Origin of the sequence: Streptomyces celluloflavus, from assembly GCA_000720995.1 — a bacterium.
Classification (GTDB): Bacteria; Actinomycetota; Actinomycetes; order Streptomycetales; family Streptomycetaceae; genus Streptomyces; species Streptomyces celluloflavus.
In genome coordinates this window covers 12,855-38,931 of the sequence record JOEL01000024.1, presented here as the reverse complement: position 1 = coordinate 38,931, position 26,077 = coordinate 12,855, and the positions used below count along the sequence as shown (strand labels likewise).

At 70.6% G+C, this 26,077-nt stretch carries 20 protein-coding genes; 16 read left to right on the top strand and 4 right to left on the bottom strand.

The window, feature by feature from the left end:
* The first annotated feature begins 8 nt into the window (after positions 1-8).
* The 12 genes from IH09_RS21865 (at position 9) to IH09_RS21810 (ending at position 12,367) form a co-directional block, all read left to right on the top strand.
* On the top strand, positions 9-920 hold the full coding sequence (locus IH09_RS21865) for a hypothetical protein (protein ID WP_052858970.1): 912 nt from the start codon (positions 9-11) through the stop codon (positions 918-920).
* Positions 917-2,035 (top strand): GNAT family N-acetyltransferase, encoded by a 1,119-nt coding sequence (locus tag IH09_RS21860; RefSeq protein WP_052858967.1) that lies wholly within the window; start codon positions 917-919, stop codon positions 2,033-2,035. The genes IH09_RS21865 and IH09_RS21860 overlap by 4 nt, the downstream gene beginning before the upstream one ends.
* Positions 2,022-2,948, top strand: a complete 927-nt coding sequence (locus IH09_RS21855) for a DegT/DnrJ/EryC1/StrS family aminotransferase (protein WP_110952494.1) — start codon at positions 2,022-2,024, stop codon at positions 2,946-2,948. Before IH09_RS21860 ends, IH09_RS21855 begins: the two co-directional genes overlap by 14 nt.
* Before the next feature lie 6 nt (positions 2,949-2,954).
* A complete protein-coding gene (locus tag IH09_RS21850) occupies positions 2,955-4,115 on the top strand; it encodes a DegT/DnrJ/EryC1/StrS family aminotransferase (protein WP_052858963.1) in 1,161 nt (386 codons plus the stop codon).
* A gap of 7 nt (positions 4,116-4,122) precedes the next feature.
* Entirely contained in the window at positions 4,123-5,289 is a 1,167-nt protein-coding gene (locus IH09_RS21845) for a histidine phosphatase family protein (protein ID WP_052858961.1), read from the top strand.
* Positions 5,286-6,464 carry a hypothetical protein gene (locus IH09_RS21840; RefSeq protein WP_052858960.1) on the top strand — a complete coding sequence of 393 codons (1,179 nt, stop codon included), beginning with the start codon at positions 5,286-5,288 and terminating at the stop codon, positions 6,462-6,464. Before IH09_RS21845 ends, IH09_RS21840 begins: the two co-directional genes overlap by 4 nt.
* The gene (locus tag IH09_RS21835; protein WP_052858958.1) at positions 6,461-7,201 is read left to right on the top strand and encodes an LOG family protein; all 741 of its coding nucleotides are present in this window, start codon (positions 6,461-6,463) and stop codon (positions 7,199-7,201) included. Before IH09_RS21840 ends, IH09_RS21835 begins: the two co-directional genes overlap by 4 nt.
* A gap of 19 nt (positions 7,202-7,220) precedes the next feature.
* On the top strand, positions 7,221-7,433 hold the full coding sequence (locus IH09_RS21830) for a hypothetical protein (protein WP_190233373.1): 213 nt from the start codon (positions 7,221-7,223) through the stop codon (positions 7,431-7,433).
* 118 nt (positions 7,434-7,551) lie between these two features.
* Entirely contained in the window at positions 7,552-8,835 is a 1,284-nt protein-coding gene (locus tag IH09_RS21825) for a DUF6271 family protein (RefSeq protein ID WP_190233372.1), read from the top strand.
* Between the two features lie 84 nt (positions 8,836-8,919).
* Positions 8,920-10,707: an asparagine synthetase B family protein gene (locus IH09_RS21820; protein ID WP_052858951.1), complete on the top strand. Its 1,788-nt coding sequence runs from the start codon at positions 8,920-8,922 to the stop codon at positions 10,705-10,707.
* Between the two features lie 269 nt (positions 10,708-10,976).
* Positions 10,977-11,873, top strand: a complete 897-nt coding sequence (locus tag IH09_RS21815) for an RNA polymerase sigma-70 factor (protein WP_052858948.1) — start codon at positions 10,977-10,979, stop codon at positions 11,871-11,873.
* Positions 11,861-12,367 carry an SRPBCC family protein gene (locus IH09_RS21810; protein ID WP_052858946.1) on the top strand — a complete coding sequence of 169 codons (507 nt, stop codon included), beginning with the start codon at positions 11,861-11,863 and terminating at the stop codon, positions 12,365-12,367. The genes IH09_RS21815 and IH09_RS21810 overlap by 13 nt, the downstream gene beginning before the upstream one ends.
* 268 nt (positions 12,368-12,635) lie before the next feature.
* Here IH09_RS21810 and IH09_RS21805 read toward each other — a convergent pair whose 3' ends face one another.
* From IH09_RS21805 to IH09_RS21795, 3 genes are all read right to left on the bottom strand, one after another.
* Complete coding sequence (locus IH09_RS21805) at positions 12,636-13,688, bottom strand: serine/threonine dehydratase (protein ID WP_052858944.1); 1,053 nt, start codon at positions 13,686-13,688, stop codon at positions 12,636-12,638.
* Positions 13,689-14,197: 509 nt separating this feature from the next.
* Positions 14,198-15,670 carry a peptidoglycan D,D-transpeptidase FtsI family protein gene (locus IH09_RS21800; protein WP_052858942.1) on the bottom strand — a complete coding sequence of 491 codons (1,473 nt, stop codon included), beginning with the start codon at positions 15,668-15,670 and terminating at the stop codon, positions 14,198-14,200.
* A gap of 88 nt (positions 15,671-15,758) precedes the next feature.
* A complete protein-coding gene (locus IH09_RS21795) occupies positions 15,759-17,390 on the bottom strand; it encodes a penicillin-binding transpeptidase domain-containing protein (RefSeq protein WP_052858940.1) in 1,632 nt (543 codons plus the stop codon).
* A gap of 296 nt (positions 17,391-17,686) precedes the next feature.
* Here IH09_RS21795 and IH09_RS21790 point away from each other — a divergent pair, with 296 nt between their 5' ends.
* The 3 genes from IH09_RS21790 to IH09_RS21780 all read left to right on the top strand — a co-directional run bounded on the left by IH09_RS21790 (position 17,687) and on the right by IH09_RS21780 (position 22,192).
* Complete coding sequence (locus tag IH09_RS21790; protein ID WP_094792366.1) at positions 17,687-18,655, top strand: LysR family transcriptional regulator; 969 nt, start codon at positions 17,687-17,689, stop codon at positions 18,653-18,655.
* Positions 18,652-19,524 (top strand): serine hydrolase, encoded by an 873-nt coding sequence (locus IH09_RS21785; protein WP_381718482.1) that lies wholly within the window; start codon positions 18,652-18,654, stop codon positions 19,522-19,524. Before IH09_RS21790 ends, IH09_RS21785 begins: the two co-directional genes overlap by 4 nt.
* 1,219 nt (positions 19,525-20,743) lie before the next feature.
* The gene (locus tag IH09_RS21780) at positions 20,744-22,192 is read left to right on the top strand and encodes a hypothetical protein (RefSeq protein ID WP_052858934.1); all 1,449 of its coding nucleotides are present in this window, start codon (positions 20,744-20,746) and stop codon (positions 22,190-22,192) included.
* Positions 22,193-22,704: 512 nt separating this feature from the next.
* On the opposite strand, the gene IH09_RS21775 is transcribed toward IH09_RS21780, so the two are convergent.
* Positions 22,705-23,391, bottom strand: a complete 687-nt coding sequence (locus IH09_RS21775) for a FadR/GntR family transcriptional regulator (protein ID WP_052858933.1) — start codon at positions 23,389-23,391, stop codon at positions 22,705-22,707.
* 373 nt (positions 23,392-23,764) lie between these two features.
* Between IH09_RS21775 and IH09_RS21770 the strand changes: the two genes are divergently transcribed.
* The gene (locus IH09_RS21770; RefSeq protein ID WP_110952492.1) at positions 23,765-25,054 is read left to right on the top strand and encodes an MFS transporter; all 1,290 of its coding nucleotides are present in this window, start codon (positions 23,765-23,767) and stop codon (positions 25,052-25,054) included.
* Positions 25,055-26,077 lie beyond the last annotated feature (1,023 nt).

The window sequence follows — 26,077 nt, the reverse complement described above, 5'->3', positions numbered from 1 at the left end:
GGGGCCCCATGCACAGTGACACCGTTTCCCCCGACGAGCTCGCCAAGGCCGCCGCCGGCCTGCCCGTGCAGGTGTGGAACTCACCGACGGCGGCCGAGCTCTACGGCAAGACCCTCAACCTCGTGTGCCGGACCCGCGGCGGCCGCACCGCCGGCGTCTGGGCGGTCCCCCTGGACGGCGGCGGAACGGCCGCCCGCCGTCCCTTCCGCCTCCTGCCCTACGCCTCACCGTGGGTCGACCCGGGGCTGCACCCCGTGGACCGCCACCGCGCCGTCCTCTCGATGACCGAAGCGCTCATGGCCCGCGTGGCGTCGGCGGAGATCCCGATGGATCCGCGCTTCGGCGAGGTGGCCGCCCTGTCCGAAGCGGGCGCCGAGCTGCTCTGCCGGCACACCCGCACACTGACGTTGCGCGACGGCCTCGATCCCCGTAACGGGTACGTGGCCACCGCCCGGAACCACATCCGGGTCGCGGCCCGGCAGCACACCGTGCGCAGCGCCCCGCTCGACACGTTCGACTTCTCCCGCGCGGTGGTCGGCCAGCCGGCCGCCGCCGTGGCCGCGCGGCGCGCATCCGGACTGCGCATCGGGCGTGCGGAACCGGCGTTGTGCCTCGCCGCGACGGACCCCGACGGGGTCTGCCGGGGCCAGGTGTTCGTGCTGCTTTGCGACGGCGCCGCGGTCCTGATGCACTCCTGGTTCGACCGCACGGGCGCGCGCGGGGTACCGAGCCTGCTGGTGGACGAGGCGATCGCCTGGGCACGGCGGCAGCCCGGGACCGACGTCTTCGACTTCGAAGGCAGTGTGCTGCCCGGCGTCGACCGGTTCATGACCGGGTTCGGCGCCCGTGCCCGTGCCTATCCGCAACTACGGTGGCTCCGGTCGGACGAACCGGGCCCGGGGGCGGGGGAGTTCGGATGACCGCCACCGGCCCTCCCGCCGAACCCGGCCTCGACGCCGGCCCGCCGACCGCGGACCTCGCGGCGCCGCACCGGCGCCCGGCCGGCCGCAGCGCACCGGAACCCGGACCGGTCCACGACCTGAGGCTCGTCGACCTCGACACCCTCACCCGAGCCCAGGAGGACGCGTGGGCGACCGCGTACCGGCGGTACGGCACGCGGCTGCAGCAGTCCCCGGGGTACGCCCGCGCGGTACGCGCCGCCGGGCAACGCGTGGTGGTCGCCCTCGCTCCCCTCGGCATCGTCGCCTTCACTCGGGAGGGGGAAGTCCTCACGGCGGTCGGTGGCGACGAGCCCGTACTGACCGAGCACGGCCACGCCGAGCGACTGGCACACCTCGTGACGTCCGTCCGCCGGGCCACCGGAGCGTCGGTCTACCTCCCCCTCGTGGACGCCGCCCACGCCGGGGCGTGCGCCCGAGCCGGGTGCACGACCTGGCGACGACCGCCCAACTCCCTGATCGACTGGTCCCGCGACGGCGCCGACCTGTGGGGGCGTGCCCTGGAACGCGGCACCTCCCAACTCCGCCGCAAACGACTCCTGGTAGAGCGCGACGGCCTGACGGTCCGGCCGGGGCAGTCCGGTGCGCACGCCTTCGCGCACGTCCTCGCGGTCGACGACCATTCGTGGAAGGCCGAGCACGGACAGAGCATGCGGCTGCGCGGCGGACAGGACGCGCTCTACGGCCGGCTGGTCGGCACGGGCGAGGTCACGGCCGCGATCCTCTTCGACGGCGAGCGGCCCGTGGCCTTCCGGCTGGACGCCCGGGTGAACGACCGGCTGACGAGCCTGAAATGGTCCTATGACGAGACCTACCGACGCTACTCGCCCGGTCTCCACCTGCTGACGGAGGGACTGCGGCAGGAGTGGGCGGGCCGCGGTGTGCGCACGGTGGACCTGCACGGCAGCCCCGACACGCTGAAGAACCTGCTCTACAGCGAGCGCGTGCCGCGGGCGGACGTGTGGTGCGGCGCGGCGGAACCGGGAGCGCTCCGAGCACGGGAGCGCGCGGCGCTGGACGCCCGGGTGACCCGCGCCCACCAGGCGGGGAAGGGGCTGCGGCATGCCTTCGGCTGACCCTCGTGTGGACGCCGCCGTCCAGGACCTGCTGCACCGTCTCGGCCGGCCCGCCGCGGAGTTCTGCGCCTCGGGCGCCGCGGCGCTGGAAGTCGCCCTGGAGGTACTGGAGGTGGGCGCGGGCGCCGAGGTGGTGGTGCCCGACGCCGGCTGCCACTCCGTCGCCGCCGCCGTCGTCCGCGCCGATGCGGTGCCGGTGTTCGTCGGCGTCGGCGAGGAGCTGACCCTGCGCCCGGCGGACGTGGCCCTGGCGTGCTCCGAACGGACCCGCGCGGTCATCGCCGTGCACCAGTACGGGTTGCCGTGCGATGTGGCCGACATCGCCGAGGCGCTGCCTCCAGGGGTGGCGGTGATCGAGGACGTGGCCCAGACCTGGGGGTCGACGACACGGGGCGTGCCGGCCGGCTCCACCGGGACCCTCACCGTCACCTCGTTCGGACCGTCCAAACCGGTGTCGCTCGGCGCCGGGGGCGCGCTCCTCGGCGCGGCCGACATGATCTCCGGTGCCGTCGCCCGGGGCGACACCACGGACCGGCACCGGCCGCGGCCCCCGTCACCCGCGCGCTTCCCCGCCCCGCTGCTGCCCCTGCTCGCGGACGCCATCGCCCGCGCCGACCGTCAACTCACCCGTCGTAGAGCGGCAGTTGACCGCTTCCTCGACAGTGACCTGGCGCACCACTTCCGTCTTCCCCGCCTGCTGCCAGGGTCCCGCGCGGGCTGGACCCGGCTGCCGCTCTACCCGGCGCCGTCCGCCACCCCCCGCCACATCGAACAGCTGGCGGACGACCTCGGACCCGTACAGCGGATGCATCCGCAGCCGCCGTCCGCGCTGCCGATGTTCCACCGCTGTGCGAAGCGCGTCATGACCGGCGGCAGGCGGCCCGTGGAACCCCTTCTCGTCACGATTGGATGACTGCACATGACGGTGCTCAACCCCCATCAGTTCTTCGACCTGTCGCGGGAGGATCCGCAGTCCCTCACCCACTTCCGCACGACCCTCGCCGACGGCCAGCTCTTCCGCTACGTCGAGGGGGACCGGGAGTCCGCCAACACGCTCATCGAACGCCACTTCGCCGGGTATTTCCGCAAGGAGGCCGCCACGGCGGTGGCCAACGGCACCGTCGGACTGCGCCTGGCGCTGAGCGCCCTGGGGATCGGCCCCGGTGACCGCGTCCTGGTCAGCGCCTATTCCTTCATCGCCTGCGCGATGGCCGTCTCCGCGGTGGGCGCCGTACCCGTCCCCTTGGACATGGACACCGCCCTCACCCCCGACACGGCGGCGCTGGAATCGCCCGATGGGCCCGTCGCCGCGGTGCTGATCGTTCATGTGCAGGGACACGCGGTCCCCGCGGGGCGGCTGCGGGAGCTCTGCGACCGGCTGGGTGTCCCGCTGATCGAGGACGTCTGCCAGGCGCTCGGCGCCGCGTCGGCGGACGGCCGGGCCGGTGAGCTCGCCGATGTCGCCGTCACCAGCTTCCAGCAGTCCAAGCAGATCTCCTCCGGTGAGGGCGGGCTGGTCGCCGGCGGTGCCGAACTCGTCGAGCGGGTCTACCGGATGGCGGATTTGGGCGCCGTCCGCCACGACGGCGGACTGCCCGACTGGGACGACGAACGGGCGCTCGTCGGCGACAACCTCCGGATGACCGAACTCCAGGCTTCCCTGGTGATGGACCAGGCCCTGACACTGGAACAGACGCTGGCCCGGCAGCGGGACCGGCGCACCCGGCTGCGCGAACAACTCGGCGCCGACACCCCGGCCTTGGACAGCTCACACCCGGAAGGGGACGCGGCATCCCACACCCTGTTCGTGGCTCGTAGCGCCGGCGACGCCGCGGAGTTCTGCACCGGGCTCGCGGCCCGCGGTGTCCTCGCCCGTGTGGTCTGGAAGAAGACCTACCCTGAACACGGACTGTTCCGGCGCGTGCTGTCGAGTGAGGCACATCCACGGCCCGAGAAGGCAGCGGCGCTGGCGCCCAGGATCCTCAGCGTGCCGACCTCGAAATACCTGACGGACGCAGCCGTCTCCCGGGTGGCCGAGACCGTCGTGGCGCTCCGACACCATTTGGTACAGGAAAGGTAACCACCCCATGAACCGCATCGCGCTGCTGCTGCGCGGTCTGCCGGGCTCCGGCAAGACCACCACCGCCGCCCTGCTGCGGGACTCCCTGGTCCCGGCCGTCCGGATCTCCAACGACTCCGTCCGGTACATGGCCCGGCCCCGGGACTTCAGCGACTTCACCCTCGTGGCATCCGAACTGGGCTGCCTCGACCTCGCCCTGTCCTACCTGGACAGCGGCTTCACCCCCGTGATCGACGGAGTCTTCGAGGACGTCGACTTCCTGGCCGCCCAGGAGCTGCGCTTCCGGCGCAAGGGAATGCGCCTGGTGACGATCACGCTGGACGGCACGCTGACCGATCTGCTGGACCGCAACAACGCCCGCGATCCGCTGGCCCGCATGGACGAGGACCGCGTCCGCGAACTGCACCGGCAGTTCCGCCCCGCCGGCCTGCTGCTCGGCATCCACGACAAGCAGCCCGAGGAGGTCGCCGACGACGTCCTGGACCTCCTCGAACTCACCGCGCAGGAGGCGGAGACCGAACCCCCGGCCACCGAGGCCGTGGAAATACTGTTCCTGCGGCACGGCGCCCCGGACTATCCGGGCGACACCTACCCCGACCCGTACGCCATGGGACTGTCCCCCCGCGGACGGGACGAGGCGCGAGCCGCACGGGCGGCCGTCGCACGCTTCGCCCCGGAGGCGGTATACACCTCGGACTTCCTGCGCGCCCGGGAAACGGCCGCACTCGCGACCGCCTCGCTCGGCGTCGAAGTACGCGAGGAGGCCGCACTGCAAGAACGCGTCTTCCACACCTTCGCCGGGGTCGCCCTGGACGAGGTGCGGCGGCGCCTCGGACCGGAGGCCGACCGGGTCCTGACGGGCAACAGCGACCTGTGCACGGTCGACGGCGAGGAGAGCTACGAACAGGCCCGCGACCGGGTCCTGGAGTTCTTCACCACGCTGGCCGCCCGCCACCCCGGCCGCCGGGTGCTGGTGGTGGGACACGGCGGACCGCACCACTGGCTGCTGGAGCGGGCACTGGGCACGGAACTCCGCGGAGTCCGCGCGCTGCGCTGGGACACCGGCCACTTCTCCCGCTTCCGGATCGGCGCGGACGCGGTGTCGGTGGACTTCGTCAACCGGTCCCCCGAGGACATCGCCCGCAGCCCGCAACCCGCCAAGGAGTCTCCATGACCTTGCCCGCACCCACCGCCGACGGGCGGGCCCGGGTGGCAGTGGTGGCCACGCCCTTCGGCTTCGGACCGGCCTCGAAGGCATACAGCATCGGCCAGGTGCTGGCCCGGCACCACGGCCTGGACGTGGCGTACTACGGCACCGACTCCGCGCTCGACTTCTTCACCGCCCAACCGGGTATCCACGTCCGGCCTTTGGACGACCCCTATCCGGGGCAGGGGCCGCCGGCGCTGCGCTCCGCGGACGCCGTGGTCAACGTGCTGGCCCCGGAGCTCATCGGAACCGGCGAGCTGGCCGCCCGCACCTACTACGTGGACAGTCTCGGCTTCATGTGGGGAGCGGCGGACGTGCCGCCCGACAGCCCGCTCCACCAGGTCCGCGCCTACCTCGCCCAGGACCTCTTCGGCAGCGCGGCCCACCTGGCCCGGCTCGGCCTGCGCGGCGTGATCCCGGTCTCCGGGATCGTCGCCCCGCCCCCGGCGATCCCCACACCCGCGGCCCCGCCCGAGGGCGCCGGCGTCCGGGCGCCGGACCGCACCCGGGTGCTGGTGCAGCTGGGCGGCCTGGGAAATCCGGCCGGGCACACCTCGGGGCGGGTCTATCTGGCGCTGGTGGAACGCCTGCTGGCGGCGGTACGGAACGACTCGGTCGAGATGAACGTGGCCATGAACCACGCCAACGGCGCGTTCACCCTCCACGCCGGGATGCCGGTGCACCAACTGTCCGCCGCGGACTTCCGGACGGCACTGGGGCACTGCGACGTGGTGCTCAGTTCCCCCGGGATGACCACCCTCGTCGAGGCGTCGCAGGCCGGGCGGCCCTATGTGCCGCTGCCCCCGCAGAACTGGAGCCAGGTCCTCATCTGCCGACACCTGGCCGGCCGCTCGGAACAGAGCCTGTGGCCGTTCCTCACGGGGCCGTACGACCACATCGCCGAGGCGGCGCCCGAGGCGGAGAAGGCCGTGGCCGTACAGGAGATCAACCGACGGCTCGGCCGGGACGACGGATACCTGACGCGCTACGCGCAACTGGCCCGGCACGCGGTGGGGAACCCCCGGACGCCGGACGTGGGCGCCCCGTTCGGCGGGGCGCACGAGGTGGCCGCGGTGGTGGCCGCGGACCTGGCCGCTCGTCGCAGCGCGGACGAGCTGACGACGGAGGCAACGGCATCATGAGCGAACCGACCACGACACACACCGCATCCGCACTCCTGAGCACGCTGCACTCGATCGCCGGCGAAGTCGACGGGGCACGGACCTGGAGCCAGACCTCCCGGGCCCTGTCACCGGCACGCGTCGCCACCGTGTTCGGCTCGGCCCGCGCCATACGGGGCGAGCCGGCCTACGAGATGGCCCGGGAACTGGGCGCGGCTCTCGCCGCCCACCGGTGGACGACCGTGACCGGCGGCGGCCCCGGGATCATGCAGGCCGTCCGGGACGGCAGCGGTGCGACGCTGTCCCGGGCGGTGCGCATCGAGATCCCCGGCGAAGTACCCGACACCGTCCTGGACGAGCACCGCTCACTCACCGTCGGCACCTTCGCCCTGCGCAAACTCCTCCTCACCCACGACATCGACGCGCTGTTCGTCTTCCCCGGGGGTGTCGGCACGTTCGACGAGCTCTTCGAGGTCCTGGTCCACCACGACACGGCGCGACTCGACCGCTTCCCGGTGGTACTCGTCCAGCCCGAGGGCACCGGCCTGTGGGAGGCACTCGTGCACTTCGTCCAGCGGCACCTGGTGGAGGAGGGGCTCGCCAGCCCCGCCGTGGTCGAGGAACTCGTCGTCGCCGAGTCGGTGGAGGCGGCACTGGCAGCCGTGGCCGTGCGCGCACCGGCGACCGCACCGGCAGCGGAGGCCGTCGCGGCGACGAACCGACCCGCCGATCTCGGCGCTGAATGGCGGAGTGCGTGAACCGGTACCGCCGTCGCCGGTGGCGGCGCCAACCGGGGGACGTGAATGGCGGGAGAATCTCACGCATCTCCTCCGCAAGCACCCCGAGCCCGCGGTGCGGCTCCAGGAGATGTGCGCGCCCGCCATCGATCCGGCCGCCCCGGCAGCGGAGGCGCGGGTGGACACCGCCGTGCGGTGCGAGCATGCCGCCCGCGCGCCGGACGGTTCCCCCCAGCCGGCCTCCGGCGGGTGAGCCGCCCGCAGCCCCCTTCCCCGTCACGTCCTGAGAGGTTGCGTCAGCCACCATGCCCACACCACCGGCACCGAGGACCGAAGAAGCGGGCGGGCGCCCCGTCCGGCGGCTCGTGTACATGCCCACCAACCGTCCCTTCGAGGCGGCGTTCCGCTCCGTCGCCGCCGAGGTGGCGGCCCTGCCCGAGGAGGCGCGTCACCAGGTGACGCTCCTGGTGGTGGACGACTGCCCACCGCAGGTGTCCCGGGCCAACCGGCAGGCCGCCGAGGCAGCCGCCGCGGCCGGCGGTGTGCGGGTCCATGTGCTGGGCGTGGACGGATGGCGACGGCTCGCGCACGACGTCCTCGCCACCGCCGCGCTCCCGCCGGCCGAGCACACCCTGGTCCGGCACGCCCTGTGCAAACCCACCGGGTCCTACGGCGCCGGCCCCAACAAGGCCGCACTGGTGGCCGCATACGTGGGCGCGCACACCCTGCACCGCCGCGACAGCGACCAGATCACCCAGGTGGACCCCGCCTCCGGCGCCTCCCCCCTGCGCATCGAAGCAGAACTGCTGGACAGGGGCGCCGCGGCCGGCGGCAAGGGCGCGTACTGCGTCGGCTCGTCCCTCACCGGCCGGCCCACCCGCGACCGCCGGGACCTGCTGCACCGCTCCGAGGAGTACGTCCACCGCATCGACGCCCTGAGCCGGCTCTCCCCGGCCGAGACCCGGGTGGCCCGGCCCGCTGTGCCGGCCCGGCCGGAGGAGACCACCGCCCACGGTGGGGTGACAGCCCGCCGCGACCACACGGGCACGGTGGAGATGGGCATCGCCGCCGTGCGACGCGTCCACGAGTGGATCCCGGAGATGCCCGCGGTCGGGGTGCTCGGCAGCGACTACTTCCAGAAGGGACTGCTCTACCAGCTCGAACTCCCCGTCTGGCACCACGGCATGACCGCCGGCCACCACTACGAGCCGTGGCGGGCCGAGCAGAGCAGCGCCGAACACCTCAGCTGGTACGCCCGCGCCGAACTGCGCTACGCGGTGCTGCGCAAGCACTGGAACGCCTTCAACGAGGCCCTGATGACCCAGCGGGATCTCCTCCTCTCCGACGGGCAGCACTTCGACACGCGCGCCTACGCGGAGTTCCTCCTCGACACCCTGGAGCGCGGGGCGGAGCGTGCGGCAGCCATCCCGTCCGCCTTCGTCGCGGTCTACCGCGAGGCCGCGGCCACCGCGTCCGGCGACGTCCGGCGCCGGCTCGACGTCCGCGTCGCGGCCCTGGAAGCGGAGGCGGACACGGTGGAGCAGTACGTGGCCGATGCCATCCGGGAGTTCGCCGCACTGACCCGCCGGTGGCCCGCCCTGGTCGCGGCGGCGGGCCGGCTCGGGGCGGACGGGGACCTCGGGCAGTACGCCTGACCAGGAGCGGTCCGCCCCTTCGCCCCCAGAAGGCGTTGCGGCCCACGAAGAAAGCCGTGCTGACGGACTGACAAGGAGATGACTATGTGCGGTATCGGTGGCCTTCTGAAGAAGCGGCACCCCTCCGTCGACCACCGATCCATGGCCGGGCCGCTCGCTGCCTCCCTGGCGCACCGGGGGCGGGACGGAACGGGATCGTTCGACGACGAATGGATCTCCCTCCACTCGGCCCGGCACGCCGTCATCGCCGTCGACGACGCCCGCCAGCCGATGTTCGACCGCGAACACGCACTGGTGATGGTGGGCAACGGCGAAGTGCTCAACTACCGGCAACTCAGGCGGCAGTTGCCTGCGGACAGGCGCCGCCGCATGCCGCCCGGTGACCTCCAAGTGGCCCTGGAACTCTGCGCCGAACGCGGCACCGCGGCCTTCGAGGAACTGCGCGGACCGTTCGCGCTGGCCCTGTGGGACACCACGGCACACCAACTGACCCTGGTCCGGGACCGGCTCGGGGAACGCCCCCTCTACTACTACGACTCTCCCGAACTCTTCGCCTTCGCCTCGGAGATGCGCTGCCTCACCGCGTGCCTGCGCGGCGAGAACCTCCCCCTCGACCCGGTCAACGCACTGGCGTTCCTGGGCCTGGGCCGTCTGACGGGAAACCGGACCCTCTACCGGGACATCCGGTCCGTCCCGGCGGGCGGGGTGCTCCGGACCGGCCCCGGCGACGCCGGTCCGCGGCTGACGACCGCACTCACCCCGGTGTCCGGCCTGCGCGACGCACCCGCCGACGAGACCGAGATCACGCACCTCATCGACCAGGCGCAGCGCCGCGCCCTGGTGGCGGACCGGCCGGTCGCGGTCGGCTTCTCCGGCGGTATCGACTCCTCCGCGGTCCTCAAGGCCGCGCTGGAACACGCGGAGCCCGCGGCGGCCGTCACCGTGTTCTCGGCCCGGCACCCCGACGAGGACGAGAACCTGAAGCGGGCCCGCGCCCTGGCCGGGAAGTTCGGCGTGGACCTGCACGAGGTGCCGTTCCGGATCCCCTCCCTCGACGCCGCGGTGGAACTGCTGAACAGCACACTCGACGCACCCGCCGCGGAGCCGCTGGTACTCCACAACGACGCCCTGCACCGCGCCGCCCGCGACCACTCCGCCGTGCTCCTGGGCGGCCACGGCGCGGACGAGGTGTTCGGCGGCTACGTCCGCTACGCCGCACTGCGCGCGGACGCCGCGGGTTCCACCACCGAGGAGTGGATGTCCACGTCACGGTGGGAACGCTGGAACCGCACCGCCGGCTGGAGCAGGTTCGTGACGGCCTTCGGCAGCGACGCCGTCGCCCCCCATGCCGCGGCACTCGCCGACGCCTTGGACCGCCCCTTCCCCTACTCGACGGCCGAAGACACCGACCCGGTGCTCTTCGGGCAGGCCCTCGACCTCTTCCGGCTCATGACGTACGACAACTTCCGCGCGACGGACGAGAACGGCATCGCGCGCGGCGTGGAGGTCCGCTCCCCGTTCTTCGACATCGATCTCGTAGCGGGCGTCTTCAGCCTGCCGGTGGAACGGCGCATCCGGCCCGGCGCCCCCAAACACCTGCTCCGGAACGTCTTCCACGGCACTCCGCTCGCCGAGGAGTTCACCGAGCCCAAGGTGGGCTTCGACGACCATTTCTCCTACTCGGACTGGATGACCGACAACTGGCCCGACTTCTCCGCCACCATCACCCGAGGCCCCTTGAACGGCCTGGGCATCCTGCGCGACGACGCCCTCACCGACCTGGAGAAGTTCGACTGGCGCCTGCTGTGGCGCCTCTTCAGCCTCTCCACCTGGCTGGAACGCGAAGGCATCCCCCCGGTCGCCCACCGTTGAAGGAGCCGGCTGCGCCCGAGCGGGTGGGTGCCCGGTAGTCCTGCGGGGGCTGCGCGGACTTCGGGGGTGTGACGGGGCGGGGCGCCGGCGTCGGGAAGGGAACGCTCCGGAGTTCCGGCCAATCAGCCCCCACTGACCCCACGTTGTGAAGTGAATCACAGGCATGGGCTGTCACGGATTGCCGGTGCAGGGTGTCTCGATGGGCGTCCGAGGAGAGGAGCCGGTCGTGATGCCGAGGTACCCACACATGCTCGTGGTGGGGGCGGGCTGTGGCTGAGGACGCCTTCACCGAGCACCGTCCGCTGCTGTTCACCATCGCCTACGAGATGCTGGGCAGCGCCGCCGACGCCGAGGACGTGCTGCAGGAGAGCTATCTGCGGTGGCGCGCGGTCGATCCGGCCACGGTCGAGCACCCGCGCGCCTACCTGGTCCGCACGGTGACCCGGCAGGCCCTCAACCACCTGCGTGCGGTCAAGGCACGGCGCGAGGAGTACGTCGGTACGTGGCTGCCCGAGCCGATCCGTACCGCGCCCGACGTGAGCGAGGACGCGATCCTGGCCGAGTCGGTGTCGATGGCCATGATGCTCGTCCTGGAGACGCTGAACCCCACCGAGCGCGCGGTGTTCGTGCTGCACGACGTGTTCGGCTACACCCACGGCGAGATCGCCGCCTCGATCGGCAAGACCGACGTCACCGTCCGGCAGATCGCCCACCGCGCACGCCGGCACGTCCACGCGCGGCGGCGGCGTTTCGAGCCCGACTCCGATACCGGCCGGGCGATCGTCCAGCGGTTCCTGCTCGCGGTGACGACCGGTGAGGTCCGGGAGCTGATGGAGCTGCTGGCGCCCGATGTCGTCCAGTTCTCCGACGGCGGCGGGAAGGTTGTCGCCGCCCGCCGCCCGATCAACGGCCGCGACGACGTCGCCCGGTTCGTCCTCGGCGTGGTGCGGACCGCCACCGCGGCGACCCGCGTCGAGCACGCCACGTACAACGGCATGCCTGCGGCACGGTTCGTCAGCGATGGCCGGCTCGACTGGCTGGTCGCCTTCGAGATCCACGACGGACGGATCACCGGCCTCTACGGTGTTCGCAATCCGGACAAGCTGCACCGCGCGGAGACGGTGCTCCCACTCGACAGAGGAGGTCATCAGCCATGGAAACCATGACCGTTGAACGTGTCATCGCCGCACCGATCGAGGAGGTTTTCGCCTGGCTCACCACGACCACCAACTACACGAACTCGCCCCTGATCCTGCGCTGCCGGCTGACCCGGCACGGCGAGACCGCGCCCTACGGTGTCGGCGCGATCCGTAGCCACCTCTGGCTGATCGGCTGGTTCCGGGAACGCATCACCCGATACGACCCGCCGTACGCCACCGAGTACGTCGTCGAGCGCAGCCTGCCGTCGGCCCGGCATGAACTCGGCCGTATGACGTTCACCGAGGTCGACGGCGGCACCCAGGTGTGCTGGACGACCCGGGCCGAGATCCCCGTCCCGCTGCTCGGTACCTTCCTCACCCGGCACGTCGCGCGGCCGATCATCACCCGTACCTTCCGCAACATCCTCGACACGGCCAACACTGTGCTGAGCTCGCGCGTCAGGTCGAAGCCGGGTATGAGGACGGAGCACGCGCCGACGAACGGGGCCGAGTCGCAGTAGCCAACCCCGGCCATTCCTGACCACCCCTGATCACGCCTGACCACTCCCGGCGGGGCCGGCCGCTCAGCTCGTACTCAACGCCGGTCGGGTCGTTGGCAGCCGTCAGCTGTCAGCCGTCAGCCGTCAGCCGTCAGCCGTCAGCCGTCAGCCGTCAGCCGTCAGCCCCTGTCTCGTCCGCGTCCCGTCCTCGGTGCCGGGGGTGTGGAAGCTGCTGCGGCACGGTGGCCGGTCCTGCCGGGGACCGGCCCGCCGCGATTAGGCTGCTCCGTCAGTGGTTGTCCGGCCGGTGGACCAGGTCAGCGGGGTCGGTGTTGGCGCCGCAGAGGACCACGGCGACCTTCTCGCCGTTGCCCGGCCGGTAGCCGTGGCTCGGTGCGGCCGGGCGGGGCGGCAGGTCCCGGTCGGGGAGCTGGCCGGCCGGTGAGGTGAGCGCGGCGAGGGCGGCGGCGGTGCCGTGTTCGACGACCACCTTGCGGTCGTCCCACAGCGTTTGGCGGGCGCGGACGATCTCGGTGTCCGGCACGAGCACCGAGTGCACCCCGTCCTGCCAGGCGGCGTGCAGGGCCATCTGCGAGGTGCGGCGGGCGCCGAGCGAGTCCGCCGCGATGGAGTCGACGGTGACGTCGACCAGGTGGCCCGCCTCGATGGCGGCGTTGAGCGCGCGGCAGTTCTCCGGTTCGACCGCGACGGTGCGGATGCCGTGGTGGCGGGCGGCGGTGGCCACCCCGGTGAACAGACCACCGCCGCCGACCGCGACCACCACGGTGTCCAGGCCGGGGATCTGCCGGTGGATCTCCTCCAGCAGGGTGCCGGCCCCGGCCGCGATGAGCGGATGGTCGTAGGCGTGCGAGGCGAGCGCGCCGGACTCCGCGGCGAAGTCCGCGCAGGCCGCGAGGGCTTCGGCGTACTCCGCGCCGACCAGGCGCACCTCGGCACCGTAGCCGCGGAGCTTGGCCACCTTCACCGGCGGGGCGGTCGTGGGGAGGAACACGGTGGCGGTGATGCCCTGCTGCTGGGCGGCCCAGGCGCAGGCGAGTCCGGCGTTGCCGCCGGAGGCGATGGTCACCCCGGCGTCGGGGAGGGTGCCGGCGTCGCGGTGGGCCTGGATGAAGTTCTGCGCGCCGCGGGCCTTGAAGGAGCCGGTGTGCTGCATGTATTCGAGCGCCAGCCACACCTCACAGGGCTCGGGTTCCCGGTCGTCCAGGGGGTCGCGGTAGGTGGGGACCGCGCCCGGGTCGACCGGTACGAGGGTGACCGGGCGGATGCGCCCCGCGATCCGCTCGGAGGCGGCCTCGATGTCGCCGTAGGTGAGCTGGTGCACTTCGTTGCTCCTGCGATGAGTCGGTCACGGCCGGGCGGTGAGCCGGCCGGTGGTGGCGGGTGCCGGAAGGACCGCGAACGCGATCCGGTGCCCGTCCGGGTCCGACGCCGGCCGGGCCGACCGGCGACGCTTCGCCGGGCTCGGACGTCCGAGTCACCCGCCGACAGTGCGTGAGGACCTCGGGCCGGTAGCCGTACGCCTCGCGGCGCATCCCGTAGGCCGGCTACCGGCGGTGGCGTCGCGCGGCGGTCACCCCGCCGGTGGCCGGGACGGACCCCGGACGTTGCACGCGAGCCGGGCGACGGTCTGCTGGACGAACAGGCCGGTGGAGGACTCGCGGTTGTGGCTGTCGTGGTGGACCAGGGCTCCGGCGTCGATCTCGTACAGGGTATCGCCGGAGACCGCCCGGCCGCGGGAGACCGCCCGACCGCCGGTGGTGGCCGGGGCGACGGTCGCGGGGATCGGGCCGGGGCGCCCGCATCACCTCCGGCCGTCCCGCCGCAGGAGGTTTACTTCTTCAGGACGGCCTCCATGACCGCTTTGGCGATCGGGGCGCCCAGCCGGCCGCCTGCGATGTCGGAGCGGGAGATGTCCATGTCCTCGGGGTCGACGAGGACGGCGACCGCGACCGGGGAGGTGCCGTCGCTCTGTTTGGCGTAGGAGACGAACCAGGCGTACGGGCGCTCGTCACGGACGTCGGCACCGTGCTGGGCGGTGCCCGGCTTGCCGCCGACGGTGACGCCGTCGATCTTCACCTTGCTCCCCGTGCCGTCGCTCACGGTGTACTCCATCATCTCCTGCACCTTCTTCGCGGTCTCCTCGGAGACGGCCTGGTTGAGCACCTCGGGTTCGGTCTTGTCGATCGGTGAGAGGTTGGGTCCGCGCAGCTCCTCCACCATGTACGGCTTCATCACCTTGCCGTTGTTGGCGAGCCCGGCGGTGACCATGGCCATCTGGAGCGGGGTGCTGGTCACGCTGCCCTGGCCCATACCGGTCAGCGCGGTCTGCGGCTGGTCCAGCTCGGCGGGGTAGCCGCTCGCGGCCGAACGGACGGGGGTGAACTGCTCCTTGTTGAAGCCGAACTTCTCCGCCGTCTCGCGCATCTTGTCCTTGCCGGTCCTGAGCGCGGCGTCGAGGAAGACGTTGTTGCACGACCACTGCATACCGGTCTTCATCGAGACCTTGTCGCACTGGGAGTTGGGGACCACGTTGCCGATCTCCGTCGTGCTCAGCGGCAGCCGGTAGGGAGCCGGGGCGCCCGAGGGGGCGTTGATGTCGGTCACCGTGCCGTGGTCGAGGGCGGCCGCCGCTGTGAGGATCTTGAACGTCGAGCCGGGCGGGTAGGTCTCCCGGAGCGCCCGGTTGCTCAGCGGCTTCTCCTTGTCCTGGTCCAGTCTCTTGAACTCCGCTCCTTCCTTGCCGGAGATGCCGGCAAAGACGGAGGGGTCGTAGGACGGCGTGCTCGCCATGGCGAGGATCTTTCCGGTGCCCGGGTCGAGGGCGACCACCGCGCCCTTGGCGTTGAGGTCCGTCAGCCCCTTGTAGGCGGCCTTCTGGGCCTTCGGGTCGATGGTGGTGAGGACATCGCCGCCCCGCGGCTTCGTCCCGGTCAGCATGTCGAGGGGCCCTGTGAAGAGCCTGCTGTCCTTGCCGCTGAGCACGTCGTTGTGCACGCCTTCCAGGAAGGAGGCGCCCTGGGCCTGGGAGAAGTAGCCGGTGATCGGCGCGTACATCGGGCCGTTCTTGGAGACGCGTTTGTACTTGAAGTCCGAACCGGGGGACTGCTCGGAGCCGGTGATCGATTCCCCGGCGACGATGATGTCGCCACGGGGCTTGGCGAATGCCTCGATCTGCACCCGCCGGTTGTGCGGGTCGTTCGCCAGGCTGTCGCTCTGGGCGAACTGCACCCAGGTGACCCGCACGAGCAGGGCCATCATCAGCACCCCGCAGGAGACGGCTATGTGTCGCAGTGGCTTGTCCATCATTCTCCGGGTGAGGTCTCGCGGTGGTTGCTGATGACGCCGGAAGGGCCGGGATGTGCCCGCACCGGGCGGGGCACCGTCGGCTGCGTCATGAGGGGTCGGTGGGGACGGCGGCCAGGAGGCTGCGGACGATGGGCCCTGCGGAGGCGCCGCCGGTGCGCCCCTTTTCGACGACGCAGGCGATGGCGATGTTGCCGCGGTAGGCGACGATCCAGCCGTTGTTGGGGTCTTCCTCGGTGACCTCGGCGGTGCCGGTCTTGGCGCCGACGTCACCGGGCAGGTCGGCCAGGACCTTGGCCGTGCCTTCGGTGACGGTGGCGCGCATCATCTCCCGCAGGCGGGTGACGACGTTCTGCGGGAGCGCGGTGGTGGTGGTCGTGTCCTCGTTGCCGTGAGTGATCGTGGGCTGGTGGAAGGTGCCGGAGACCGCGGTCGCGGTAACGGACGCCATGAGCAGTGGATTGGCCAGCACCCTGCCCTGCCCGATCATCGAGGCGGCCTTCTCGGTCTGGTCACGGGGTGCGGGGACCGACCCGTCGAACGAGGGAATGCCGATATGCCATTCCTGGCCGATCCCGAAGTACGTGCCGGCGACGTTGCCCAGTTCCCGGTCGCCGACCTTGTCGCGCAGGCCGATGAAGGCGGTGTTGCAGGACTCGGTGAAGTCCTGGAGGAACGTGGCGTTGCGGTGTTCGGAGGTTTCGACGTTGTGGAACTGCTTGCCGACGGTGAGGTACTTGGGGCAGTCCACGATGTCGCCGGGCTTGACGGCATCCTTGAGCAGCAGCGCGCTGGTGGTGACGATCTTCCAGGTGGAGCCGGGTGCGTAGGTGCCGGAGACGGCGCGATTGAAGCCGGCGGGGGCGTTCCCCACGGCAAGGATCTGGCCGTTGTCGATGCGCAGGGCGACGAGCGCGGCATTCTTGCCCTCGGCCTTGGCGGCGAGGGCTTTTTCGGCGGCGGCCTGCCACGTGGAGTCGAGAGTGGTGCGGATGGGCTTGCCGGTGAGCCCGGTGGGTTTCTTCCCGAAGACGGCCTCCGTGCCGCTCACCTCTCCGGTGGCACGGTCAACGCGCTGGATCGCACCGCGCGGACCGGCTCCCGCGGCGCCGGCGAGCTGGTTCAGGACGGGGACCAGGAAGGGGTGTGTGCCGCCGGACAAGGCGACACCCTTGCGGTCGGTGATCTCGGGACGCTCGACGTCCTCGCGCTGCAGGCGGAACTTCTCGGTGCTGCTCAGCTTCGGGTGGACCAGGGACAGCGACCAGTCCACCTTCCAGGCGCCGTCCTGCTGCTTTCGCAGGGGAAGTTTCGACTGGTAAGTCCAGGTGCCCAGGTCTGTGATGGGCATCTTGGCGGTGAAGGGGACGCTCACGGTGCCGTCCTCGGTGACGGTGGCCTTTGCCGGGGTCAGGGCCGGTTTGGCGATGTCGAGTCCGGCGGTGAAACTGCGCAGCACGTCCTGGGCCCGGTCGGGGTGAGTGGTACGACGGGCGGCGCTCGGCATACGGCCACCGGCCCAGTCGGCCAGGAACGCCCGTGCCTCGGCCACGGCCGCAGGGTCGGGGTCGGCGGCCGAGGAACCGGCGGAGAACGGGCCCAGCTCGGCGAGGTATGCCCCGCCCGCGACGACGGCGAGCGCCGCGGCCGCCGCGGTGGCCGACCGGATCACCTTGCGGGGCTTGCGGCGGGAGGTGGTGCGGTGTCGGGTTTCAGGCATCGGAGGTTCCTGGTCCTTGCTCATCCGGCACGCGTCGCCGCCGGGTGGTGAAGAGATCGGGAGGCGTGCTGGTGGTGTTCACGGAGATGCCGGCACGGCTGCCTTCCTGTGGCCTGCCGGCTGGAGCCGAAGGCGAACGGGGGCAGGGCCCCGGAGCGCCGGGCCGGTTACCCGCCGTGCGCTCGCACAGCGGGGGAGAGGACAACGGCATACCGGCAGAAGAGCAGCACTCCCGGGTATATGTCCAAGTTCCATATCATTCTCGTAATGATTAATTTGCGATATCGTTGCTGCTTATGAACCTGTTTCGGCACTTGGAGTGCTTTGTGGCTGTTGCAGAAGAGTCACATTTCGGCCGTGCCGCGGCGCGGCTGAGCATGGCCCAGCCGCCGCTGTCGCAGCGCATCCAGCGCCTGGAGCGCGAGCTGGGGGTGCGCCTGTTCGAGCGGTCCAGCCGGCAGGTGACGATCACCAAGGCCGGGACACTGCTGCTGGACGAGGCCCGTGAACTGCTCGCCCGCTCCGAGGCGCTGATGGCCACCGCCCGCCGCATCCGGGACGGCGAGAGCGGACTGCTGCGCGCCGCACTGCCGCCCGACATCCCCGGCGAAACGGTCGCCGCGATCCTGGCGGACTTCCGGCAGCGCTATCCCGGGGTGGAGCTGGAACTGCGCGAGCTGTCCACCACCGAGCAGCTCGCCCAGTTCGCCTCGCACGAGCTGGACGTCGGGCTCATCCATCACCCCTGCGACGTCTCCGGCCTCGAACTGGGCCCGGTTCTCCGCCGCGAGGTGGGGGTACTGCTTCCCCGCGACGCCCCGGCCGCCGCACTCGCCGAGGTCCCGCTCGCCGCCCTCACCGGATACGAGCTGATCCTCTTCCACCGTGCCGCCGCCCCGGCCCTGCACGACGACGTGCTGACCACCTGCGCCCGCAACGGCTACTCTCCCGCGGCCGTCCGGCACGGCCAGGGCGCCAGCTTCGTCCGCGGTCTGATCCTCTCCGCGCACGCCGTCGCCTTCAGCCCGCGGGACGCCCACCCCGCCGGTGCCGCCGACCGGGACCCGGACGTCATCTGGCGCCCTCTCGCCGAAGCCCCGCTGGCCTGGCGCCATTCCCTCGCCTGGCCGCAAGGGCGCAGCGACACCGTCGTCAGCGCCTTCGCGGAGGCGGCCACCCACACGCTGCGGAACACCACCGCCATGAGCGCCGACCCACCCCCGCGACCGCTCCATCTGCGCCCGGCAGCGGAGTACTGGCTGTGACCAACACCCTCACTCGCATCCGCGAAGCCTTCGACGGAGCCGGTGTCACCGGCCGGCTGCACGCCCTCGACATCGACTCCGGCGCGGAGGTCGGCGCGAGCGCCGACCACCCGGTCGTCACCGCCAGCGTGCACAAGCTCTGCCTGCTCGTCGCACTCCACCAGCAGGCCGCGGCGGGGCGCGTCGACCTCACCGAACAAATCGAGTGCCCGCCGGCCGGCCGCACCCCGGGGCCCACCGGACTCGCCGCCATGCTCGACCCCGTCCGCATGTCGCTCCGCGACGCCGCCTATCTGATGATGGCCGTCAGCGACAACACCGCCGCCGACCTCCTCCTGGAGCGCGTCGGCCTCGACGCCGTCAACCACACCACCGCCCGGCTCGGCCTCGCCCATACCCACGCCGTCTACACCTTCGGCGAGACCTTCGGCACCATCAGGCAGGACGCCGGGCCCGGCGGCCCGCAGGCGCTGACCGATCCGTACATCATCGCCCGCCTGCGCGCCCTCGATCCCGTCCGCACCAATCACAGCACCCCGCGCGATATGACCCGGCTGCTCGCCGCCATCTGGCGCGACGAAGCCTGCGCGCCGGCACACGCCGCCGCGATCCGCCGCCTCCTCGGCCTGCAGGTCTGGCCCCATCGCATGGCCTCCGGCTTCCCCTTCGACGACGTTCATGTAGCGGGCAAGACCGGCAGCCTGCCGACGGTGCGCAACGAGGTCGGCGTCATCGAATACCCCGATGGCGGCCGCTACGCCGTCGCCGTCTTCACCCGCGCCACCAACACCGCCGCAACGTTTCCCCCGGCCGACGCCGTCATCGGCACCACCGCCCGTATCGCCGTCGAAGCGCTCCGCGCTCTGTAGCGGATTCCCCTTCTGTGTCCCCGACTTCATTCCCGGCTGCCGGAGATTCCTGGCCGCCGTCAGCCGGATCTCCAGCCACTTCCGGCCCCGGCGGCTTCTGATCACCGCGAGCCACTACCGCACCGAGATATCCAACCGATTCGCCCTCTGGAAGACCATCATCGGCACGGCCGTGACTGTCCGGCCCAGGTGGCTCCTACCTCCACGACCTCATCCTCAGCACACCCCTGATCACACCAACGCGCCACCCCCACTCACAACTTGACAACGCCTCGACAGCGTTTCCCTCTTGGGGGCTTTGGTCCCGGGTGACAGGGACTTTGTGCCCCTGGCGTTCGATGATGACCTTGTTAACTTTGACGTGTCGCGCGGCCAGGCGGTCGGCATACTCGGCGGTTCGAATTCCGGGATTCCCGCGACTGTAAGCATGTACCCGGCCGGGAGGAGGCGGTTATCCATGGACCATGGTCCGAGTTGCACGAACCTCCTGCACCGCATCGCCTCGACGTGTAGCGCATTCTGACCTGTGCCTGTACGCATCCTTGGAACATCTCCCGCCGGAGAACCCGGTAAGGATGCCGCTGCACAGCAGCACCGCGGCGAATGAGCCGGTACACCGAACTCCGCCGTCTGCACACTTCACGCCACAACGCCTCTGCCGCGCATGCACAGCCACGTATCCGGGCCCGGGTGGTCGCATCGGCAGGGCACATTCCGACTGTTCATCAACTCCCGCAACCCAGCAGCCTGTTCGGCGAAGTGCATTGCCGGCTACGTGGACGCGAGACTGCCGAGGTCCTGGCCTCGTCGGTGTCAGGTCTGCGTGATGCTCCGGCAGGCATGGACGAAGGGGACTTCGTCATCGTCGACGGCAACTTGATCCCCACCGACAGGATTGCCGCGGCCGAGCCCGCTCCTCGCACAAGCACCGGAAGCACGGCATAACGTCCAGGTCGTCGTTGCCCCGGAGGCCCCCTGCGCTTCTCGCCAACCACTCCCGGGCGCCCGCACACCCTGCCCCCAGTCCCGAGACGTCGTTCGGCGTTTCAGGAGGAGGACTTCCGGAATACGTGCTCACTCGCCAGGATCCACCTGTGGCTCGTCACTCCGGCCCTGCGTAATCCATTTCCCGCGTCGGCAGCGGGATGGTCTCGGAGCTCCGATTCCGTGAGCAGGAAGCCGAATCACCCATACTTCCCACTCAGCGAGATGAGTTCTCATGAAGTATTCCTGCAAGGCGGCGAAGCCTGCCGTGACCATGACGATGTGTATCGCGATGCTGGGGGCATCCGGACTGCCGGCAGCCAATGCCCTCGACAGGTCCTCATCTGCGGGTGCCGATCCGGCGACAGGCGGCGCTTCGTTGGTTTCCCGCGGCGGTTTGTTGAGCGCCGGTGAGGCTGTCATCACCGAGGCGCAGCGACAGCAGATGCTGTCCAAGCTCGACCAGAAGGGCCTGAACAACGAACAGCTCCAGGTGGCGCGTCAGGTCGTCAATCAGTTGGCGGGAGGACCTCAGGAGCAGTCGAAACCGTCAGACGGACTTGAGGGGATGTCCGACCGGGAGATAGCGAATCTCGCGCGCCAGGAGTTCGATAAAATCCTCAACGGTGCAGAAGTTACCGAGGATCTGAAAGAAGCCCTGGGCAATCCCGGCCAGGCATACACGCCGTTCCTGAAGGAAGTCTTCGGCGAAGCGGGATTTCTCGCCAAGTTCGCACGGGCCAACCAGCACTCAGGGCTTTTCCTCGATTCCATAAAGGGGGGCGTGGAAGCCGCACTGAAGGGGGATGTGAAGGCCGCCGCCGGCACTGTGGGGTCAGCGATCTCCTCGGAGGTGGGCAGCGCGATCAAACTGAAGGAAGCGATTTACGCCGGCAATACCGCCAACATCATCTTGTATGGGGTCGATCTTGCCGTCGGAATAGCGAAGTTCACGATCGGACTCATCAGTTCTTCGCTGCCGGTCATGATTGCTCCGCTGGTCAACATCGGCGCCTCGATCGCCAAGAGCCTGGTGTCGATAGCCGCAATCATCATCAGCAACAACCAGCTCAGAAGTAGGGTCTACGAGGAGCTTTACGCGGCGCGTGGCAACGCTTGGTCCAAGCTCTTGGACGACGTCAGGGACAGCCTGAAGAAGGATGTATCGCGGCTTCTCACCGAAGCATGGAAGAAGCTGGAATCCGAACTGGCGTATGGGCGCCAGCTGACGCTTGAAGCGATTAGCCGGAAGGCGTCAACGCTACCCAAAACCACAGAGCAGGTCACGGCTTACACGAGTGCCATAAACCAAGTGCACAACACCTTTAGCCACCTGGGGTTCGAAGCGAGGACCAAGTTCGTGGAACTGGTGAGTGGGACGCTCCAGGGGAGTCTCGCAGGAATGCCGGGAAGAGTGCTTCCGACGTTCAATGACAAGATGCTGGCCGCAAACAGGGCGGACCTGATTGAAATCTTCTGGCGGAAGCGGTGCAGTGATTTCTCCCAGGCCCATTACCGAATCATGTGTGAACAAAAAGGTCCCGACAGTACGGACACCAAGCAGGTGAACGACATCGAGGGGAGGCTGCGGGCCAACCCGCCGTCACGCATGACGGTAGGCCAAGTGAATCTTGAGGCCACCCCTTCCCGTACTCATCCCAATCCGACTTACCCTTGGCCCTGATGGCCCTTGATGTGAATACGGAAGAGGGCAGCATGTCTCCGAGGTCGAGTGCGGTGGGCCGACAAGTCAGAGTTTTTCCTCGTGGACCAAAATGATGGATTCGAAGGAATCCGCAGCTGGCACCGCTGAAGTCATATCCGCGGGTGGTGTGGCTCGCTTTCCTTGATCATCAGGACGGCTCTGCGCGGCGAGTCCGATGTGTGCGAAGGGGTTCAGGGGGCGGTTCGTCTCCCCGCGGTGAGGGGGCGAACCGTCCCCCTCGGCATCGACGAACACGCGAGGCCGCCGGTATCGAAGGCCGGTCTCGGGCGCGGTGCTCCGATCACGTTCCGGTCGGACCGGGCGTCGGTCTGATCGCGCGTAGCTCTGATCACGAGTGTTCTGATCGCGCGTGTTCTGATCACGAGTACGGTGACGTCTCACGCGTACGGCGACGTCGGCGGTGTCCGTCGGAGATGCCTGGCCGCCATGACTGCCGCGACCTCCGTGGGCGGCTGAGCGCCGGGTCCGGATCAGCCCCGGAGCAGTACCAGGGTCTCCGCCAGGTGGTCGTGGAGCAGGGTCCCCGCCGCCTCCGGGTCGCCGTCCTCGATCGCGCGGACCAGGGCCGCGTGTGCGGCGTCCCCATGGTTCGGTTCGTCGGCGCGGTAGCCGAGCAGGTCGAGCAGGTTGACCAGGCCCTGGTGCAGGGCGGGGGCGAACTCGCCGAACAGGTCGGTGAGCACCGGGTTGTGCGCGGCGGCGACCACGGCGGTGTGCAGCGCTATGTCGGCCGTCACGAAGGTGGCGTCGTCGCCGGCGGCCGCGGTCCGTCGGCCGGCCAGCGCGGCCGCCAGCGCGGCGATATCGGCGTCCGTACGGCGCTGCGCGGCGAGCCGGGCCGCCTGGACCTCCACCAGCATGCGCACCTCGTAGAGGTCGGTGATCTCGGCCCGGCGCAGCCGCGTCGGCCAGTCCTCGACCGGCTCGACGGCCAGGACGAAGACCCCGGCGCCCTGCCGCGCCTGGACGAGTCCGGCGCCGGCCAGCGCTCGCAGGGCCTCGCGCACGGTGGAACGGCCCACGCCGAGCGTCTTGGCGAGCGTCGTCTCGCCGGGGAGCTTGCTGCCGATCGGCCAGTGCCCCTCGGCGATCTGCTCGCGCAGTCGCTGAGTGGCCTGCTCAACCAGGGGGCTGGGGCGGAGGGTGCCTAGTGACATCCGTCATTCACCTCTCAGGTTGTCTGAGGACTTGAGTCGTGGATATTGTAGCGGGCGTGGCGCTGGGGCAGGCGCTCCCGCCAATCGTCACGGCGGGGTCCGAGTCGACCGGCGCCGTACTGCGGGGTGCTGGTGTGCCGACCGGGCCGGTCGTTGGTGGAGTCCCGCTCATGATCTGATGCGGGGTCCGTGCGACCGGTTGTCGAACGGTCGGGGGATTCGGCTCTCACATGTCAGACAAGCAGACGTGTGAAGGCTGTTCGGGGGCCGTCGGGCCCCCGTTTCCATTCCGTAGATTCTCCATTCCGCCCATTCCGCGTATTCCGTGCATTCCGTCCGCAGAGTTTTAACCTTCCCGAGAAAAGGACCGCCCGTGAAAAAGGGCCAACTGGGTTTTCTTACCTCGACCCATGTCGTCAATGACCTGTACCAGGGTTTCGTCCCGGCTCTGCTGCCGTATCTGGCCTCCGAGCGTCACTACAGTTACGCCGCCACCACCGGTATCACGCTGGCCGCGACCGGCCTGTCCAGCGTCATCCAGCCGGTGTTCGGCGCCATCGCCGACCGCCGGTACCGGGGCTGGCTCATCCCCGCCGGTTTCGTCGTCGCCGCTGTCGGGATCGCGCTGTCGGGTCCGGCGGACAATTACGTGCTGACCTGGCTCGCCATCGCGCTGTCGGGCATAGGTGTGGCCGCCTACCATCCGCCGGCCACCAACGCGGCGCGGGCGGCGGGCGGTTCCTCGCAGCAGGCGATGAGCTGGTTCTCGGTCGGGGGCACGGTCGGCGGGTCGCTCGCCCCGCCGCTGGTCACGCTGGTCGTCGGTGCCACCGGCCTGTCCGGTACCTGGCTGCTGGCCACCCCCGCCCTGGTGATGGCCGTGCTCTGGGCTCTCAGCGGCCCATGGATGCGGGCGCGCGGACATACCCCGGCCCGTCCCGTGGTGCGGCCCGCCGGGGAGACGGCCGTCCGGTCGGCCCACCGCGACGACTGGCGCGCCTTCGGGCGGCTCGCCGCGGCCACTGTCTGCTGGTCGGTCCCGTATGTCACCACCACGTCGTTCCTCTCCCTGTACATCACCCGTGACCTGGACGGATCGAAGGTCTTCGCGGCGGTTGCGCTGACCACGTTCACCGCCGCCGGCGCTGTCGGCACCGTCGCGGGCGGCTGGATCGCGGACCGGTGGGGACGCATGGTGCCGGTGCGTATCGGCTATGTGCTGGCCCTGCCCGCGCTCGGGGGGCTCATCCTGGCCCCGAACCCGGTGGTCGCGGAGGTGTGCACGATGGCGTTCGGCCTGAGCATGTTCCTGCCCTTCGCCCCGCAGGTGACGCTGGCTCAGGACTACCTGCCGAACCGGCCCGGTACGGCCAGCGGTGTCACCCTGGGCCTGGCCATGTCTGTCGGGGGACTCCTCTCGCCGCTGTTCGGCATGCTGGCCGACGCGCGGGGGCTGACCACGACGCTGACCGGCATGTTCGTCGTGCTGGTCGCGGCCTGTGCCTTGGCGCTGCGGATGCGGGACCGCGATCTGTCCACCGAACCGCCCACCGGCGGGCAATCGCCCGGCCCTGGGGGCGGTGGCGACGGCGCCGGCGGCGGCCGCCACGGCCACGACGACCCGGATGCCCCGCAGGTCCACACCCTCGTGAGCGGGGGATGAACGCCTCCGTCCGGACCTGGCTGGTACCGGCCTGAGGGTCAACTCGCCGTGGGGTAAGCGGATTTCGCACCGCCGACGCGCCGCGCCTGTGGCCCGGTTCACCTGAACCGGTCGCAGGCGCGGCGGTGCTGTGCCCGTGCCTCGCCCGGCTGTGCCCGGTCTCGTTGTTGATGCCGTGGTGGGGCTCTGCGGTCGGTTCGTCCCACGTCCCACCAGGCCGTCTGGCTCGCTGGCCGAGCTGCTGGAGGTCGGGGGCGGGGGCCGTGATGAGTGAGGCGGGGGTCGGCGGGTCCACAGAGGCCGCCGGGCCGGGAGACGGGCTTCTCGGGCCCCGAGTGGTCGGGGGAGTTCAACTGCGCGGCGCTGATGCACTGTTCCGGATTCTCGCTGAGCGCGTGGCACTGAACGCCGTTGCCGTCGCGAGGAGATGCCCCGTAGTCGACGTGGCTGACGTGACCGAACGGTGCCGTTCAGGGATAGAGAAGGCCGCGAAACTCCCGGCCAGGGGCCAGGGGGCAGGGGCCACTCGCCCGGTTGGGTCGAGACGATCACCGGCCGCACTGTGGCGTGCCGGTGCGGGGATCGGGTCCGACCGTCGGGCCGGGCGAGTACCGCGAGGAACGGGCGGTCGGTGAGGAGAGCATCCCGGGGTGGAGCACCACGTCGGCTGTCGGGGTCGGTACGGGGCTGAGGTCCGCCGGGGGCTCGCAGCCCACCCGGACTCTCCCACTGTGATCACTACGGCCACTGTGGTCACCGCGGCCCCCTCAGTGCCGACGCCTTCTTGAACCGGCCCGAGCCCCGGACGGAGGACCGGAAGGGCTGACGGGCCGGAAGGACTGGTGGACGGGAGGTACCGGCGGACGGGAAGGACCGGTGGACGGGACGGACCGGCGGAGCAGATGCCCCAAGACCGCCATCGAGGCCCCGCCTTCCCCCTCCGAAAAACCGCGGCGCCCGCCCGGAGCCGTCCTATTCAGGACGGCCCGGACGGGCTCGCGATCGGGAATCCACGCTGCGCAC